This is a genomic window from Arthrobacter sp. Ld5 (genome assembly GCF_051172775.1).
In the GTDB taxonomy this organism is placed as follows: domain Bacteria; phylum Actinomycetota; class Actinomycetes; order Actinomycetales; family Micrococcaceae; genus Arthrobacter_D.
In genome coordinates this window covers 201,713-218,355 of the sequence record NZ_JBPKBO010000024.1, presented here as the reverse complement: position 1 = coordinate 218,355, position 16,643 = coordinate 201,713, and the positions used below count along the sequence as shown (strand labels likewise).

Annotated in this window: 18 protein-coding genes; 12 read left to right on the top strand and 6 right to left on the bottom strand. The window is 67.4% G+C overall.

Going from position 1 to position 16,643, the window contains the following annotated elements:
- Positions 1-92 precede the first annotated feature (92 nt).
- Positions 93-422: an antibiotic biosynthesis monooxygenase family protein gene (locus ACSGDB_RS13975; RefSeq protein ID WP_434995468.1), complete on the top strand. Its 330-nt coding sequence runs from the start codon at positions 93-95 to the stop codon at positions 420-422.
- Here the strand turns inward: ACSGDB_RS13975 and ACSGDB_RS13970 are convergent.
- Complete coding sequence (locus ACSGDB_RS13970; RefSeq protein ID WP_434995467.1) at positions 396-1,067, bottom strand: class I SAM-dependent methyltransferase; 672 nt, start codon at positions 1,065-1,067, stop codon at positions 396-398. The two genes, ACSGDB_RS13975 and ACSGDB_RS13970, sit on opposite strands and share 27 nt — an antisense overlap.
- A gap of 117 nt (positions 1,068-1,184) precedes the next feature.
- Between ACSGDB_RS13970 and ACSGDB_RS13965 the strand changes: the two genes are divergently transcribed.
- Positions 1,185-2,633, top strand: a complete 1,449-nt coding sequence (locus ACSGDB_RS13965; RefSeq protein WP_434995466.1) for a dihydrolipoyl dehydrogenase family protein — start codon at positions 1,185-1,187, stop codon at positions 2,631-2,633.
- A 13-nt stretch (positions 2,634-2,646) separates the two neighbouring features.
- Here ACSGDB_RS13965 and ACSGDB_RS13960 read toward each other — a convergent pair whose 3' ends face one another.
- Together ACSGDB_RS13960 and ACSGDB_RS13955 are read right to left on the bottom strand one after the other, a co-directional pair.
- Positions 2,647-3,303, bottom strand: a complete 657-nt coding sequence (locus ACSGDB_RS13960; protein WP_434995464.1) for a CDP-alcohol phosphatidyltransferase family protein — start codon at positions 3,301-3,303, stop codon at positions 2,647-2,649.
- The gene (locus tag ACSGDB_RS13955; protein ID WP_434995463.1) at positions 3,296-3,973 is read right to left on the bottom strand and encodes a TVP38/TMEM64 family protein; all 678 of its coding nucleotides are present in this window, start codon (positions 3,971-3,973) and stop codon (positions 3,296-3,298) included. Before ACSGDB_RS13955 ends, ACSGDB_RS13960 begins: the two co-directional genes overlap by 8 nt.
- Positions 3,974-4,068: 95 nt before the next feature.
- Here ACSGDB_RS13955 and ACSGDB_RS13950 point away from each other — a divergent pair, with 95 nt between their 5' ends.
- The 7 genes from ACSGDB_RS13950 (at position 4,069) to ACSGDB_RS13920 (ending at position 10,351) form a co-directional block, all read left to right on the top strand.
- The gene (locus ACSGDB_RS13950; protein WP_434995462.1) at positions 4,069-5,325 is read left to right on the top strand and encodes an ABC transporter substrate-binding protein; all 1,257 of its coding nucleotides are present in this window, start codon (positions 4,069-4,071) and stop codon (positions 5,323-5,325) included.
- Positions 5,322-6,272, top strand: coding sequence for an ABC transporter permease subunit (locus ACSGDB_RS13945; RefSeq protein WP_434995461.1), 951 nt, complete (start codon positions 5,322-5,324; stop codon positions 6,270-6,272). Before ACSGDB_RS13950 ends, ACSGDB_RS13945 begins: the two co-directional genes overlap by 4 nt.
- Before the next feature lie 80 nt (positions 6,273-6,352).
- Positions 6,353-7,144 carry an ABC transporter permease gene (locus ACSGDB_RS13940; RefSeq protein ID WP_434995460.1) on the top strand — a complete coding sequence of 264 codons (792 nt, stop codon included), beginning with the start codon at positions 6,353-6,355 and terminating at the stop codon, positions 7,142-7,144.
- A complete protein-coding gene (locus ACSGDB_RS13935) occupies positions 7,141-8,268 on the top strand; it encodes an ABC transporter ATP-binding protein (RefSeq protein ID WP_434995459.1) in 1,128 nt (375 codons plus the stop codon). The genes ACSGDB_RS13940 and ACSGDB_RS13935 overlap by 4 nt, the downstream gene beginning before the upstream one ends.
- Positions 8,269-8,452: 184 nt before the next feature.
- Positions 8,453-8,857, top strand: coding sequence for a hypothetical protein (locus ACSGDB_RS13930; RefSeq protein ID WP_434995458.1), 405 nt, complete (start codon positions 8,453-8,455; stop codon positions 8,855-8,857).
- Positions 8,858-8,982: 125 nt separating this feature from the next.
- Positions 8,983-9,681, top strand: coding sequence for a Crp/Fnr family transcriptional regulator (locus ACSGDB_RS13925; protein ID WP_434995457.1), 699 nt, complete (start codon positions 8,983-8,985; stop codon positions 9,679-9,681).
- A gap of 127 nt (positions 9,682-9,808) precedes the next feature.
- Positions 9,809-10,351, top strand: a complete 543-nt coding sequence (locus ACSGDB_RS13920) for a carboxymuconolactone decarboxylase family protein (RefSeq protein ID WP_434995455.1) — start codon at positions 9,809-9,811, stop codon at positions 10,349-10,351.
- A 156-nt stretch (positions 10,352-10,507) separates the two neighbouring features.
- Here ACSGDB_RS13920 and ACSGDB_RS13915 read toward each other — a convergent pair whose 3' ends face one another.
- Positions 10,508-11,965 carry a hypothetical protein gene (locus ACSGDB_RS13915; RefSeq protein WP_434995454.1) on the bottom strand — a complete coding sequence of 486 codons (1,458 nt, stop codon included), beginning with the start codon at positions 11,963-11,965 and terminating at the stop codon, positions 10,508-10,510.
- 185 nt (positions 11,966-12,150) lie between these two features.
- Here ACSGDB_RS13915 and ACSGDB_RS13910 point away from each other — a divergent pair, with 185 nt between their 5' ends.
- On the top strand, positions 12,151-12,888 hold the full coding sequence (locus ACSGDB_RS13910; protein WP_434995453.1) for a CDP-alcohol phosphatidyltransferase family protein: 738 nt from the start codon (positions 12,151-12,153) through the stop codon (positions 12,886-12,888).
- A gap of 37 nt (positions 12,889-12,925) precedes the next feature.
- Here the strand turns inward: ACSGDB_RS13910 and ACSGDB_RS13905 are convergent, their stop codons facing one another.
- Entirely contained in the window at positions 12,926-13,750 is an 825-nt protein-coding gene (locus ACSGDB_RS13905) for an alpha/beta fold hydrolase (protein WP_434995452.1), read from the bottom strand.
- A 124-nt stretch (positions 13,751-13,874) separates the two neighbouring features.
- Here ACSGDB_RS13905 and ACSGDB_RS13900 point away from each other — a divergent pair, with 124 nt between their 5' ends.
- A complete protein-coding gene (locus tag ACSGDB_RS13900; RefSeq protein WP_434995451.1) occupies positions 13,875-14,549 on the top strand; it encodes a haloacid dehalogenase type II in 675 nt (224 codons plus the stop codon).
- A gap of 373 nt (positions 14,550-14,922) precedes the next feature.
- Complete coding sequence (locus tag ACSGDB_RS13895) at positions 14,923-15,660, top strand: flavodoxin family protein (RefSeq protein ID WP_434995450.1); 738 nt, start codon at positions 14,923-14,925, stop codon at positions 15,658-15,660.
- A 184-nt stretch (positions 15,661-15,844) separates the two neighbouring features.
- Here ACSGDB_RS13895 and ACSGDB_RS13890 read toward each other — a convergent pair whose 3' ends face one another.
- Positions 15,845-16,582 carry a mycothiol-dependent nitroreductase Rv2466c family protein gene (locus tag ACSGDB_RS13890; RefSeq protein WP_434995449.1) on the bottom strand — a complete coding sequence of 246 codons (738 nt, stop codon included), beginning with the start codon at positions 16,580-16,582 and terminating at the stop codon, positions 15,845-15,847.
- Between the last annotated feature and the right edge of the window lie 61 nt (positions 16,583-16,643).

Below are 16,643 nucleotides of genomic sequence, written 5' to 3'. Positions count from 1 at the left end.
CCTGTTGGTCGGCCCAGCCTCCCCGTCGGCCGGATCGGACCTGCGGTCGTCGTTCCGGTTCACGGCCCCTATCGATGAAGGAAGTCCTCCCGTTGATTCTTGAACATGCGACGCTGACGATTCACCCCGACGGCCATGAAGCCTTCCTTGCGGCGTATCCGCAGTTGTGGGCGCACCTCATGGAGTCAGCGGGCTGCCGGTCCGTGGACCTGTATCCGAGCGTTGACCGGCAGGACGTGTACCTGTTGCGTGTCGCGTGGGACACCCTTGAGGATCACACGGAACTGTTCCCTGCCAGCGAGCATGGTCGGGCGGTGCTGGCCATCCTGCAGGAGCATGTCGTGTCGGTCGGCGTGGTCCATTTCAGCGGGGTACCGGTCGATCTGTCGTCGTGGTCAGGGGCGACCGGTGCGGATTTGTAGGTGCCCGCCCCGGGCTGATGCCCTGGCGACGTGGGCGCAGTCGCGCTCGAGTCCTTGCCAGGGGTGGGCTGTGATGTCCGCGCCTCCCAGCCGGCACGCGAGGCGCGCCAGGGCAGTCATGCCGGGGATCCGGGTTGTCGGTTCCTGCATGTCCACCACGCAGATCGAACCCGAGGGCCCGGTGAGGCCCTTCATGGTCTCCCAGGCCGCCTCCCACGGGGTCATGAGCGACAATGCGTAGGTCGCCAGGGTGGCATCGGAGAGGGCCTTCCCTCCGTGGGATGTGATGGACGCGCTGAGGGATGCGGTCGAGGAGGTGGTCGCGTCGGCCTCGACGAGGATGATGTTCGCCCACCCGTGGCGGTCCGCTTTTCGTCGGGCCTGGGCGAGCATCTCGGCGCTGCGGTCGATCCCGATGATGGTCCCGGTAGGACCGATCCGGTCTATCAGGTGCGCGAAGTTCAGTCCGGTGCCGCAGGCGAGGTCCAGCACCTGATGGCCCGGGGAGAGGTCCAGGGATCGTATCCCGAGCACCCGGCCCGCACGGTAGACGGGCAGTTCTCCGGAGAGCAGGTCGTAGAACGGCGCGAAGCTGCTGTACTTCTCGGTGGATATCTTGGTGCGTTTCTTGGCGACGGGAATCACCCCCCTAGGACGTGGGTGCCGCGATCGGCACCGGAACGATCAGCTTATGGCTCACGGGGCACCGCTCATCACCCCGGGCACGGACCACGACGGCAAGCGAAGGGTTGAACCAGCATCATGGAAACCAGCAATCAGGTGATCGATCTTCTGGTCGTCGGCGGGGGTACGGCGGGGATCGTGGGCGCCAAGACCGCGTCCCGGCTGGGTGCCCGCGTCGTCTTGGTGGAGCGTGCCCGCACGGGGGGTGATTGCCTGTGGACCGGGTGCGTGCCGTCCAAGACGCTTCTCTCCGCCGCGACTGGGTCCGGCGGGGGCACGGGACCGATAGCAGCCGGCGGAGTCGGTAGCGAGGCTGGCTTTTCCGGTGTCAGGGCCAGGATTGCTTCGGCTATCGCTACGATCGAGCCCGATGATTCGCCGGCGTCCCTGGAAGCGGCTGGGGTGACGGTCCGCCACGGCGTCGCCCGTTTCACCGGGCCCGGCCGGGCAGAGATCGACGGGCAGCAGATCCGCTTCCATCACGCCCTCGTGGCCACCGGCAGCGATCCCGCGGTTCCCCCCATTCCGGGTCTGGACCGGGCGCCGGTCGTAACCTCCGAGACCGTGTGGGATCTGACAGAGCTGCCGCAGCACTTGGTGGTCATCGGTGGAGGGCCGATCGCCTGCGAGTTGGGGCAGGCCTTCGCCCGGCTGGGCGCGTCCGTGGTGATGCTGGTCCGCTCCCGGATCCTTCCCAAGGAGGACGCCGACGCCGCGGATATCGTCCGTTCCAGTCTCATCCGGGACGGTGTGCAGATCGTCGAAGGCGCCACGGTGGAGGAAGTCACCACCCCGGACGGCGCACGGGAAGCGGTGAGCCGCGTCCGGGTCGGTGATGGCAGGACTTTCCCCGCCGACACCATCCTCGTCGCGGCGGGACGGAAGCCCCGTACCGACGGGCTGGGTCTGGACTCGGTCGGTGTGGACCTCGACGAAAAGGGGTATGTGCGGGTCGATCATGCGATGCGGACCTCCAATCCGATGGTCTGGGCGGCGGGTGATGTGACTCCGAATCCGGACTTCACGCACCTGGCCGGCGTGTATGCGAGCACCGCGGCGTCCAACGCCGTCCTGGGAGTCCGTCGGTCCGTCAGCACCGTCATTCCGAGGGTCACCTACACCTCCCCCGAGGTCGCCGCCGTGGGCATCACCAGCGCCCAGGGTGCCAGCCAGCGCGTGTCCACGATCGAGCACGCGCACACGGACCGCGCCATCACCGAGGACCAGATCGACGGGTTCACCCGGCTGGTCCTCGACAAGCGGGGCAGGATCCTCGGCGGCACCATCGTGGGGCCGCGAGCCGGGGAGACCCTCGGCGAACTGACTCTCGCGGTCCACCAGAAGCTGACGACCCGCGATGTGGCCGGGGTGACCCACCCCTACCCGACGTACAACGACGGATTGTGGAACGCCGCGATTGCCGATGCCCGCACGGCCCTTGAGAACCGGGGGGTCCGTACGGCGATGTCGGTGCTGGTCCGGCTTACCCGCTGGCGTGCGACCCGTTCCTCCCTTAGGCGAGGGTGAGGTGCGGGGTGTGTCAGTCGAGGGCGCGGTATCCGGCGAGGATCCGGTGGGCGGCGCTGATGCAGACCAGCACGGCCCAGACCAGGGCTATCTGCCAGGCCAGGAAGGGCAGGATCAGCCACAGGCTGTGCACGATGACGGTCTCGGTTCCTTCGGCGAGGCCGCCCAGGAACGACAGGGACCGGCCGTCGTCGATGGTCCGTCCGGTCTTCTCCGCGATGGAGGAGAACGCGAGGAAGGCACTGCCGTTGATGTAGTAGGCGAACAGGACCAGGAGGAACGGTAACCATGGAGCATCGAAGCCGGCCGTCGCGCCGACGGCGACCCCTATTACCGTCGCCCCGTAGACGACGAAGTCGGCGCAGATGTCCCAGAATCCGCCCTGACCGGTGTCCGACATGTGGCGTGGTGCTCCGGCGTGAACCCGATCGGCGGCCGGGCGGGCGCGGCGCCGGGCCAGTGGCCCGTCGAGGCCGTCCGCCAACCGACACAGGAGCCAGGCGATGAGCGCGGGTACCCACAGTTGTGCTGCTGCCAGCCCGGCGCTGGCCAGACCCAGGACGAGGTTCGCGCCGGTGAGCCTGTTGGGGCTGATCCAGGGCACGTCGAGCAGAGCCGCGGCCCGCTCCAGCGCCGGGGCGAGGAGGCGGCGCAGTCGTGTGTCAAACATGGTGCGGCCCGCTCTTGTGTCGGGCCCGCACCGCGTAGATGATGCCGGCGAGGGTGAGGATGCCGAGGACGCCGGCAGCCAGTGTCGCGGGCCAGCCGAAGTCCAGGCCGTAGGCGCCCAGGGCGAGGAAGCTGACAGTGCCGGGCAGGATGCCGACCATGGTGCCCAGGATGTAGGGCCACCAGCCCAGGGCGGTGAGGCCGGCGGAATAGTTGATGGCAGTGAAGGGCAGGACCGGGACCAGACGCACCCCGACCACCGCGAGGAAGCCGCGCCTGCTGAGAATCTCGTCGACTTTCTGCACCCTGGTCCCGGTGAACTTCTCGACGGCCTCCCTGCCCAGGAGACGTCCGAGCCAGAACGCGGCGGTCGCCCCGAGCAGTGCGGCCCCGTACACGAGCAGCAGGCCGGGCAGGAATCCGAACAGCACTCCTGCCGCGACCGAGAGGACGCTCTTCGGGACCGGGGCGAGGGTCAGTGCCGCGTACCCGAGGACGAAACCGGCCGGACCCCACCACCCGGCCCGCTCGATCAGGGACCGCAGCTCATCGACGTCGGGCAGGGGCAGGGCTACGACGGCGACTGTCGCGGCGATGATGATGACGCCCAGCAGCAGAGCCCGCCGGAGCGGAGTCAGCCACGACTGGCGTGGTCCGGCATCCTGCTGCATGGTCTCCCGCCATAGATCCTCTGGTGCGGCCCGTCAGGGGCCGTACCCGCTTCGAAGAATACTGGAACCCATTCCACCCCAGCCGAGAAGGACCCATGAACCACCGACCCGCTCCCTCCTCCCGCAGCCGCCGGGCCGTAGCTGCCGTGATGGGCGCCGCCGCTGCCCTTGTGCTGGTCTCGTGCGCCGCTGAGCCCGCCGAACCCCCGGCCAGTTTCGGGTCGTTCGACGAGGTCCTCGCTGAGGCTGACGGTCAGACGGTCGATCTGTGGATGTTCGGCGGCGATGCGCAGGGCAACGCCTACGTCGACGACGTCCTTGCTCCTGCCGCAGCCCAAGAGGGAATCATCCTACGTCGGGTGCCTATCACCGACACCGCGGACGCGGTGAACCGGGTCCTGAGCGAGATCCAGGCCGGACGCACGGATGGTTCGGTGGACTTGGTCTGGGTGAACGGGGCGAACTTCAGCACAGGCCGGCAGGCCGAGGCGTGGCGGTGCGACTGGACCGATGTGTTGCCGAACATGGACCTGACCGATCAGGACGACCCGTTGCTGCTCAACGATTTCGGCACACCGGTGGATGGGTGCGAGGCGCCCTGGCATAAGGCGCAGTTCACGTTCTTCTACAACTCCGCGACCGTCACCGACCCGCCGACCACCCTTCAGGGGATCCTCGACTGGGCCACGGACCATCCGGGACGCTTCACCTACCCCGCCCCGCCCGACTTCACCGGGAGCGTCTTCCTGCGCGAAGTGATGCTCAGCGAGGCCGGCGGAGCAGAAAAGGTTCCTCTGGCCTACAGCGAGGAAGCATTCGACGAGCATGCCCCGGCGGCCCTGGACGCCCTGGACGAGGTCGCACCATCCCTCTGGCGTGCAGGCGCCACTTACCCGCGGGACGAACAGGCCCTGAACACCCTCTTCGCCGACGGTGAGGTCGACATCGCCATGACCTACGGGCCCGCGACCCTCACCGACCTGGTGGCATCCGGGGCGCTGCCGGACACGACGAAGGTCCTCACCCTCGGGGAAGGGACGGTGGGGAACGCGAGCTTCCTGGCGATCCCCGCCAACGCCTCCGACCCGGCAGGAGCGATGGTGGTCGCGAACCTTGCCTTGTCACCGGAACAGCAGGCGGCGAAGGCCGACCCGCGCACCTGGGGTCAGTTCCCGGTTCTCGACCCGGCCCGCCTCGACGCCGACCAGAAAGCCCTGTTCGATGACCTGCCGGCCTCCCCGGTGGTCCCTGCCTATGACGAGCTCTCCCGCAACGCCCACGGCGAACTCGCCGCGGACTGGGTCCCTGCACTGGATGAGGCCTGGCGCCAGGCGATCCCGGGCCCGCGATGAACCGCACACCCCCGGGCCATGGGCACCCCCGAGGCGCCGCGTCGGAAGCCGGCACCGACCATCCCGGCAACCGGACCCGCAGCCCCGCCGGTGATGCTGTCGGTGGGCGTGACCTGGCGTCGCGGCGGGCGGTGCTGCTTGCGCTGCCCGCGGTGGTGCCGGTGGTGCTGGTCCTCGGGGTCTCCCTCGTGGCCGCGTCGGCCCAGAGCCTGGGCTTGATGCCGTTCGTCGGCGCGCCGGAGTTCAGTGCCCGGGGGTGGAGGGGATCGTCCGGGGAACTGGGCCGTTCGGTCGCGGTGTCGGCGTATATTGCCGCCGCGTCCACGGTGCTGTCCTCGGCGATCGGCTTCATGATCGCCGTGTATGTCTTTGCCGCACCCCGCATGGGCAGGGTCGTGGCGGTTCTGAGCGCGGCGAGTATTCCTGTGCCTCACCTCATCGGCGCCGGCGCTGTGGGGTTGTGGTTGTCTGATAGCGGGTTCTTGCACCGGTTACTGGGCATGCCGGAGGCGTTCCCGGCCCTGGTCGGCGGGCCCTGGTGGGTTGCGGTGATCAGCGAGTACGTGTGGAAGGAGTCCGCGTTCGTGGCCCTGGTCGTGATCGGCAGCATGTCCCGGTCGATGACGGGCCTGTGTGATTCCGCCGCGACTCTCGGGGCCACAGCGTGGCAGCGCATCATCCACGTCGTGTTGCCCCTGTCGGCGCCGGCGCTCACGGTGTCGGCGCTGATCGTGTTCGTCTACACCTTCGGCGCCTACGAGAGTCCCTGGCTGCTCGGCGCCACGTCTCCGGAGACCTTATCCGTGCGCGCTGTGCGACTGTTCGGGTCGGTGGACTTGGACGCCCGGCCGGAAGCCATGGCCACGGCCCTGGTGTCCGTCGCCGCCGGCGCGGCGGCGATCCTTGCCGGGGTCGCTGTCCTGCGGTCCCGCAGGAACCTGCGATGACCCCCGGGGCGACACAGGTGACACCGCTGCTGACCGGGGTCCCGGCTGCTAGAGGGGACTCGCGCTGGGCCCCGAGGGGTGTGAGCGTGCAGGCCCGGCCGGTGGTGCGGGCCCTCCTCGGGGTCGTGCTGGTGCTTTGGGTCCTCGCGCCGATGCTCCCGATCCTGCTGTGGGCGGTTGCCGGGCAGTGGCGTGCGCCCGCCGTCCTCCCGACGTCGTATTCGTTGGAAGCCCTTGCGTCGTTGGGTGACCGGGCCACGATCGGGGCGGCACTGGCGTCCCTGGGGCTCGGGGCTTCTGTCGCCGTCGTCGCGACGCCGCTGGGTCTGCTGGGTGCGGTGGCCGCCCGGAAGCTATCGGGGCTGCGCGGTCGGGTGGTGGACCTGATCCTGCTCGCGCCCCTGGCGGTTCCCCCGTTCGCCCTGGTGATGGGCGCCAACACGACGCTGCTGCGCCTGCATGTGCCGCCGTTCGCCGGTGTTGTCCTGCTCCTGGCGGTGATCGCGCTGCCGTACACGGCGTTCATGTATCGCAGTGCCCTGGCCTCTTATGAGCGCCTGCTCGATGATGCCGCCCGCACCCTGGGTGCGCGCCCGGCCCAGGTGACCCGATACATCCGGATGCCGTTGCTCGCGGGGGCAACAGCCCGGGCGTTCTTCCTCGCCTTCCTCGTCGGCTGGGGTGATTATGTGGTGACACTGCTGGTAGGGGGCGGGCAACTCACTACCCTGCCGATGCTGCTCGGTGCCGCGGCATCATCCACCGGCAATGAGCAGCTCACCGCTGTCCTCTCGCTGGCTGTCATCGTCCCACCGGTCATGATCCTGGCCGTGCTCGGGTTGCCGGCCCTGACCCGAAAGGCGGCCGCATGAGCTCCGCACTCGAAATCCGCAATGTCTCGCGCTCATTCGGCGCAACGAACGTCCTCCAGGACGTGTCCCTGAGCGTGCCCCTGTCGGGCTGCGTCGGGCTGCTCGGAACCTCCGGCAGCGGCAAGTCGACGATCCTCCGGATCATCGCCGGACTCGAGGAACCCACCGCCGGACAGGTGCTCGTCGATGGACAGGACATGAGAGCTGTTCCGGTCGAGCAGCGCGGGATGGCCCTGGTCTTCCAGAAAGCGCTGCTCTTTCCTCACCTGAACGTGATCGACAACGTGGCCTTTCCCGCGCGCATGGCGGGCCAGCGGCGCGCCGAAGCCCGCCGGCACGCCATGGACTACCTCGAGCTGGTGCAGTTGGCGGACTACGCGCGCAGGCCGGTCGGGAAGCTTTCCGGCGGGCAGGAACAACGCATCTCCCTGGCGCGGGCGCTGGCCCGCAACCCGCGCATCCTGCTCCTCGATGAGCCTTTCGCATCGCTCGACGTGCAACTTCGCGAGGACATGTACGAGCTGATCCGGACCATCCGGGCGCAGCTGGCGCCCACCATCGTGCTGGTCACCCACGACCGGCAGGAAGCATCGATCCTCGCCGACTCCATCGCCGTACTCGACGACGGCCGGATCCTTCAGCACGGCACCGTCCACCAGCTCCACTACCAACCCGCGACGCAAGCGGTGAACCGCCTCCTCGGCGGCCTCAACGCGATCCCCGGCGAGGTGAGCGACGGTCGGCACCACTCGGTCCTCGGTCACCTCCCAGTCCAGGACGACGCCCCCGACGGCCCGGCTCTTCTGGTCGTACGTCAGGAAGCACTCACGCTCATCCCACCCGATGAGTCGGGACCATCAACCCTCAAGGGAGCTGTCTCCGCACTCACGTCCCTCGGCGCCCGCACCCTCGTCCGGGTCACCGTCTACTCCGGCGACTCCAACCCCCCGGCCCCGCCAGCCGGTCGGGGACCGCAGGATCCCGCCGTGGGAGGGGCCAGTACCTGGGATGAGGGGCCGGCGGCCACCCTCACCGTTGACGTCGCAGGGAACCCGCACCTGCTGCCCGGGCAGGTCGTCGGAGTAGGCCTACAGGACAACCGGGGGTGGGCGGTGCCCGCCTGACCGGGACAAGGTTGTGTGTGCCAGATTGCAGAACGCGGTGATGCTCCGGGCCTACCGTCGAAGGACACCAGCGACGAGGAAGGCACCCATCATGACTGCGTCACACAGCACCCCCCGGGCCAGCGGTTCTCCAGAGACCCCTTCCCCCTCAACATCCCCGTCGGCATCATCGGGACCGCCTCCCATGGGGCGGCGCCTTCTCGCAGGTGTTGTGGGTGGGCTCGGCGGCGGCGTCGTGTTCGGGGCCCTCATGGCCATGATGGGGATGCTGCCGATGATCGCGTCCCTGGTCGGTTCCTCCTCGGCGGTCGTCGGGTTCATCGTCCACCTGGTCATCTCGGTGATGATCGGGCTGACCCTCACCCTTCCCGGCGCAAGCCTGCTGACCCGGAGTCTGGTTGTGAGCGCCGTCGTCGGTCTCGTGTACGGGGCCCTGTGGTGGGTGCTCGGACCCCTGCTGATCATGCCGCTGATGATGGGCATGCCGATCCTGACCCTGGATGGGTCCTCGATGATGTCCCTGATGGGCCACCTGATCTACGGGGTTATTCTGGGACTGGTCGCCCACCTCGTCCTCCGGCGCCGGTGAGGCCCATGACACCGGTCGCACCCAGGGCCAAGCAGCGCCTGAATGACACATGCTCGACAACCGTCCTCTCCGCCGCCCGCACCCCGGCGAAAGGATGGGCGCCCCACGAACGGGAAGTAGACCCTTTGACCGAGACCGGCGAACCGTTCAGCTGCCTCAACGCCGTGGACATCTTCGCCGACCTCACCGCTCAGGACATGGCGGATTTGGACCGGATGTCACCGCCGAAACTGTTCAGCAGCGGCGAGCTGGTGTTCAGCCAGAGCCAGCCGGTCGCGGCCCTGTTCATCCTCAAGCAGGGCAGAATCAGGATCTTCCGGGTCGCCGAAGACGGCAAAACCCTCACGATCGCGATCCTGGAACCCGGCGCCGTGTTCGGCGAGATGCTCCTGGTCGGCCAGCAAATGTACGACAACTACGCCGAAGCGATTGAAGACTCGATTATCTGCCAGCTGAGCGCGTCGGACGTCGAGGAGCATTTCCTGTCCAACCCGAAAATCGCGGTGAAGATCTCCCGGCTCCTCGGTCAGCAAGTCGCACGCCTCGAGGACCGTCTGACGGACATGGCGCTGCGCCCTCTCGCCGCACGGGCCGCCTCGACCCTGCTCACCCTGGACGATGCCGCGCCGCGGGGCAGGTTCACGCATTCCCGCTCGGTGAACCTCACTCATGAACAGCTCGCCGGACTCCTGGGTGCCACCCGCGAAGCCACAAGCAAGACAATGGCCGACTTCGCCGCCCGCGGCCTGATCAGGCAAGGCCGCGGACGCATCACCATCAACGACACAGACGGCCTCCGCCGCATCTCCCGCAGCACCTTCTGACCCCCGCCACAAGCGACCAGCCGCACAACGAGCCGGCCCCGCTGACAATGCAGGCTGCCCCGAACCCACCCCAGGCCCGCCCTGCCCGAGTTTTCACCCGCACATCCCAAACAGCAAAGGAATGCCCATGACCCGCATCACCATCCACACCCCCGACACCGCACCCGAAGCCGTCCGCACCGAACTCGGTGCCCTCGCCCAGCAGTTCGGCAAAGTCCTCAACATCCATGGGGCGATGGCCCACTCCCCTGTGGTCCTGCAAAGCTACGTCGCTCTCCAGCAGGTCATCGGCGACTACGGCACCTTCGACGCCCGGACCAGGGAAGCGATCGCCCTCGTCGTCGGAAACGTCGATGAATGCAGCTACTGCCAGTCCGCGCACACCATGGGGGCGAAAGCCGCCGGGCTCACCCTGGAGCAGACCATCGCCATCCGGCAGGGCACCATCGACTTCGATCCGAAACTCGCGGCCCTGCTGGAACTGGCACGCCAGAGCACAGCCAACAAGGGTTCCGTAAAGGATGACGCCTGGCAGGAAGGCCTCGACGCCGGCTGGACCGACGTCGAACTCACCGAACTCTCCACCCACATCGCCCTGAACCTGTTCACCAACTACTTCAACCACCTCGTCGACACCGACCTCGACATCCCGGCCGCCCCGCACCTCTAAAGAGCCGCGCGTGCCCGTGCCGCCCCGTCCCGGAACGGGCACGCGCCCCCTTCCCCCGCCCAACACGCGGCCACCGATCAGCCACCGATCGGCCGCCCGAACGATCCCCACACGGAATCAGCCCGTGGGATCAGCTTGTGGGATCAGCCCGTGGGATTAACCTGTGGGATCAGCTTGTGGAGTTAGCCCCGGAAGAGCCCGGGATGGGCCTGTGGGGTCCTTGACGCGCAGTGGCAGCATCCGGCGCAGTTCCGCGTTGGCTCCCGGGTCCAGGACCGAGTGCTGGGTGCACGCAGGGACCAGCTGACCCGTGTCAGGGTGGCTCATCGTGTACATGCAGGCACCGAGCCGCTCTTGGGCCTCCCGCACCGCGGGCTCGTCACTGGTCTGTCCCTGCAGCATGAGTTCCCAGGCCGGCGCCACGACCTCGGCGTCCATGAAGTTGTGCACCACGAACGTCTTGATTCCCACGGACTGGGTCCGCCAGGCCCGCCAGAGGGCCCGGATTCCGCCGACCCTGCGGATCAGGCGCCGCCCCATCCCCGCGAGGATTCGGGCGTCGGCGGGATGCAGGATCAGCGCCCGCAGGACCTTCACCGCGAGAGTCCCCCGGCTTTGGCCACCGAAGGACATCCCGCCGTGGTGGGCCAGGAGGGTGTCTCGCGCTTTCAGGTCGGCCGGGTCCTCCGGGTCGATGAGGACCGCGAAACGCTCCCGTGCCAGGACGCCGGTGGTGTACCGGTTGCAGCGCGGGTCGCCGAACTGTGTGCCCTGCCAGGGGATTTTCTGCCCGGCGCCTTCCTCGATTTCTTGCCACACCTCATCGATGCCGACGCTCGTGAAGTCCTCCTTCCACCGCCTGTCGTCCCCCATGTAGGCGGCCGGCTGGAAGGAAAGCATGTCGTAGGGCATAGACAGCACCGCGCGTGTCACCTCCGCGACCTCGCCAAGGTTCGACGGCGTCACCGTCATGTTGTGGGCGAGATAGGAGTCGATGCCCTGATCAGCCCGTAGGTCAGTAAACATGTGCGCGAACTGCCGCCGGAACGGATCGAGCTCGGCTTCGCTGCGCGGCCGCGCCGCGCCTCGCCGGCCGCGCATCAGGGAATCGAAATGCGCGGCGAAGGACACCCTGTCGAACCGGCGCTCACCATCGGGGCCGAGGACAACCGCCAACAGGTACTCATAGTCGAAGTCGCCGTGCGTCATCGACATCGGCTCGCGGCCATAGGCGCGCATCATGGTCAGCGCCGCAGCATGGTCCTCCGGGGCAAGCAGACTCACCTCGCCCCCGATGAGCTGCGCGTGCGCCCTCGGACCCCGGATCAGCCGCAGGTACTCCATCTGCCGTTGCACTTCACGGACCGTGTGGTCGCCGTCGATCCGCACCTGGTTGGCGTCCGCGGAGTGATAGCACGGGCTGCAGGTGAGGTTGCATTTGGGGAACACACCGTGGGTACCCTCACACCCGACAGCGCTGCGGCCGAGTAACTGGTTCGGCGTCTTCACGCCTTCCGGGAGGGCTGCCCAGCGGGCGTCCATCGCCGCACGCGCCTCGGGGTGGACAGGGCGCGTGGCAAGTTCAAGGTTCGTCAGGAAACCGGTGATCGTCATGGCTGTCCTCCGCAGGATGAACAGACCGGCTCATGGCGCCTGCTACGGCCGGGTTCCGCTCAGCGTACGCCCCAGCCCCAACCCGTCGCCCGGGACGTGCCGGTATCGGCACGGGATGTTCCATGGCAGGGTCTAGCTCATCCGACGGTAACGGCAGGACAGAGGCGAAGGGCGGTCCAGCACTGGTGCAGAAGCTTCTGGGACGCCTCAGGAAGAATCCGTCTTCGGCCGGAGCGATCGCGCCACGGAGCCGTGCGGCGACCAATGACCTCCTTGCTCAGGCCAAGGACAGCGGCTGGCGCCTGGGCTCGTGGGTGCGGGTCCTGCGGGCGGCCGGGGACCGTTCCATCGATCAGGCCCGCACCCGGCCGCGGGCGCTAGTCGAGGTAACGGTCCTGCATCTTCTGGTCGCCGGGATCGCCGGTCGGCGAGGAACCATGTGGGCCCTCACCACATGGTTCCTCGCCGTGACGCACCTCGGCCTCCTCGAGGACCGTACGTCGCTGGGCCTAGCGAACACCCTCACCCTGCTCAGAGCCAACCTCCCCGCCATCGAGCACGTACTGGGCACGTGGGTGCCGGCCCTGGCGCTGGTCAGCGACTTCGTGGACGGCAAGCTGGCCCGCGCGACCGCCACCGTCAGCTCCTTCGGCCAGTACGCCGACTTCCTCTCCGACACAGCCCTCTGGACCTGGTTCAGCCTGCGGCACGAACCCAGTAGAACCGTGCAGCTGGCAGCCCTTGCGGCCTGGCTGGCACCGGTGATCGTCGTCCTTTCAGGCAGCGTCCTCCGAGGCCGGATGATCGACGTGCCACGAAAATGGTGGTTCAGGCCGGCCGCGACCGTCCAGGTCCTCCTCGGCACCCGAATGGCGCTCCGCTGGCTTCGCTCCCGCCCACTCTCGGATGGGCAGCCCCCTTGACCGGGAAGACGGTTCCCGCTGAGGCAACGGTTCCCATCTAACGGGTGAGGTGCTCGATGATGGCCGCTGCGACGGCGTGCGGGGAGTCCTCGGTCGGAATGTGTTTGCCATCCACGTCCACAAGGTCCGATCCCGGGATCAGCTCGACATAGCGATGGGCGAAGCTGATCTTCTGGAAATCGTCGTCGCGTCCCCACACCAGGCGCGTCGGCAGTGCCAGGTCCTGCAGGGCCGGCACCAGGTCCTGCGTGTAGCTCGGCTCGGCCGCGGCAGCCATCGCCGTCCACGACCGCACCCGTGCCGGGTCCCGCCACGGGGAAAGATAGTCCGCGAGCTCCTCATCCCTTAGTTCCCGCAGCACACTGCCGCGGGTCGAGGCCGTCCGGGCGTCGAGCATGTCCTCGACCGTCGTGGCAGCGCGCACCTGCGGGTCCCGGAATCGCTCCACCGCCGGTACCGGCCAGGAATCGAACATGACCGAGTTCATCAGGACCAGCCTGCGCACCCGCCCGCTGGTGGCGGCGATATGCTGGGCGATCCCGCCTCCGATATCGTGTCCGGCCAGGTCGAACTTCTCCAGCCCCAGGGCATCCGCAGCCTGAAGAACGGTGCGCGCCAAAGCCGGTACGGTTGCCTGCTCCACATTCAGCTCCCCACCACTGCCGCCGAATCCGGGCAGATCCAGCGCGATACACCGCGCCGCTTCCCCCAGGGCAGGCAGCACCGGTTGCCACACCCGGCTCCAGAAGGTGCCATGCAGCAGCAGAAGGGGAATCTCCGACGAGGTCCCGGCGCTCAGGTAGGACAGCATGGTGCCCTCCACGTCGATCCGGTCACGTCGCACTGGATTATTGCTCAGCATGCTGAATAGTGTAGGGGCCTACGTCCGTCCCGACAGCGTCCCCTATACAGCAACCGATAATCATGCGCGAGGACACCGCCAACGCCACCACATCGCTCCCAACGGGGGCTGGAAGGACCAGGGCATGACCATCACACCGTCCGTCATTATCTTCGATGTCAACGAGACTCTCTCCGACATGGGACCCCTCGCAGAGGCCTTCAGCCAGGCAGGCATGCCGGAGTCCCTCACCCGACCATGGTTCGCCGAACTACTCCGCGACGGATTCGCGCTCACTGCGGCAGGCGACAATCCCGACTTCGCTGACCTGGCCAAGGACACCCTCCACCGTCTGCTCACCCAAACCTCCGGCCCAGGAAATTATCAAAGACACGTCGACGACATTATGGGCTCGTTCACGAACCTTGCCCTGCACGCCGATGCGGCCCCCGGGATCACGGCGCTCAGCCGGGTCGCTGACCTCGTGACGCTGAGCAACGGCGCGACCTCCGTCGCGGAGTCGCTGCTCACCCGAGGGGGCGTGCAGAACGAATTCAAAGGGTTCCTCAGCGTCCAGGACGCGCCCCGATGGAAACCAGCCCGCGAAGCCTACGACTACGCAGCCATGGCGACCGGCCACGCCGTCGATGAGCTGCTCCTGGTCGCGGTGCACCCGTGGGACGTCCACGGCGCTCACGCTGCGGGATTGTGCACGGCGTGGATCAACCGTACGGGGGCTAGTTATCCCTCGTACTTCACAGCACCGGACATCGAAGCCGAGGATTTGGTAACCCTTGCAGGCACACTCACCGCACCGTGACGATAAACGGCAGCATCGCCGGCCATCACCATGCACGAGCGGGCACGAGCGGCATGACCTGTCAGAACCAGCACCACCCGATGCTCCGTCGCACAACGACCGGCGCATCAGCCGGCGCCAATCCGTCGCACCCCATTCCGATTTCGCACCGTCACGGCCTCGGATTTCCCTGTCGGGGTCACCGTTCTTTAGGTGTCGGTCGCGCGGATGCGCGACCGACACCTAAAGAACGCGCAACCTGGGGCTGTGTGTTCAAGATTGCAGAGGTGCCCTCAATAAGGCGCCTAGCGTCAGATAGGAAACACGGACGCACCGGGTTCCTTCCGGGTGAGCACCCGAAACGTACCCCCTCCCGCAGATAGGACCTGCCCGAATGACCGACCCTAAAAAGCCCACCCCTGACGACTCGGACTTCAGCGGACTGCGCGCTCTGTTCCTGAACTGCACGTTGAAGCGCAGCCCGGAACTGAGCCACACCTCGGGTCTGATCGACCTCAGCGCCAACCTGATGCGAGACAACGGCGTCCACGTCGATGTCCTGCGCCCCATCGACCACCCGATAGCGACCGGCGTGTACCCCGACATGACCGAGCACGGATGGGACCAGGATGCCTGGCCCGCCATCTTCGAACAGGTCGAGCAAGCCGACATCCTCGTTCTTGCCGGACCCATCTGGCTCGGGGACAACAGCTCGGTGATGAAGCAGATCATCGAGCGCCTGTACGCGATGTCAGGAGTGACGAACGCCCGGGGACAGTACATCTACTACGGGAAGGTCGGCGGCGCCCTGATCACCGGGAACGAAGACGGCGTGAAGCACTGCGCAATGAATATCCTCTACAGCCTCCAACACATCGGGGTCACCATCCCCCCGGCAGCAGACGCAGGCTGGATCGGAGAAGCCGGACCCGGACCGAGCTATCTCGACGAAGGCTCCGGCGGCCCACAAAACGACTTCACGAACCGGAACACCACGTTCATGACCTGGAACCTGCTGCATATGGCGCGCCTGTTGAAATCAGCCAGCGGCATCCCCGCCTGGGGCAACCTCCCCGGTGCGTGGAGCGACGGCAACACATTCGGACTGGAACCTAACCCCGAGTACCGGTAAACCATCCCGCCTAGCCTTCCCCACGCCGCGCGGGCCGCTCCGCCGGGCATGCCAATAGGTCGGCAATAAAAGCCTCAGCGAGCCGGTTGACGTTGGCGTGTCGTGAAGTGTTTCGGCCAACGCATGGACAGTGCCGGATTCCTGATGATGGCGGACGCTTATCCAGCTCACACCCACCAACCGCTTACTTCTTCTGACGCCGGCTGCCGCCGTGCCAGTCCTCCTGCTTCCCGGCACTGTCGGCGTCGACTCCGAGGGCAGGAAGCTGTGGCAGCTCGCGCAGGCTCCGCTTGAGCTCCGCGAACCCAGGGAAGCGTGCCAGAGCGACCACGTGATCCCACAGCTCGGCGGCCGACTCGTCCTCTGGCAGCCGACTGATCACCGGCCCGAAGAACGCCACACCGGCGGGCGGCTCGAAGTGGATGATATGCGTGCCCACATCCTTGCCCGTCAGCGCCAGCGCCTCCTCGGTTTCCCGGCGGATCTCGCCGTCCCACGACTCGTCGTCGAGAGCCTCCGCCAGCGCCAGCGGCAAGCCCACCTCGGCGAGGATAGGCTCCACAAACTCACGCGTCCCGCGCCGCTCCCGCACCTCCCCCTCGACCTGCTGGTTCACCGTGTCCGGGGCAGCCTCGAAGATGTGCGCCCCGAACGCGGCATACAACCCGGTCATCGATTCGCGGCCATGCTCCACACGGGCCCGGGCCGCCACCCGCAAAAGCCGAAGCCCTGCCGTGTGTCCGGCCTCGTATCCCGGGGGAAAGTGCGCGTCATAGTCGACCCCTGAGTTGATCAGACGCAACGAGATGAACCGCCAATCCACCGTGTAATCGCGATGCGCCTGCACCTGGCGCACCCACTTACTGGTCATCCAGGCGAACGGGCAGACAGGATCGAAATAGAAGTTGATGTCAGCGTTCACACGCCCACCTTCGCACCCGCCGATCGCCCCGTCCATCCGAACCGAGGTCAGGCCCCGACGT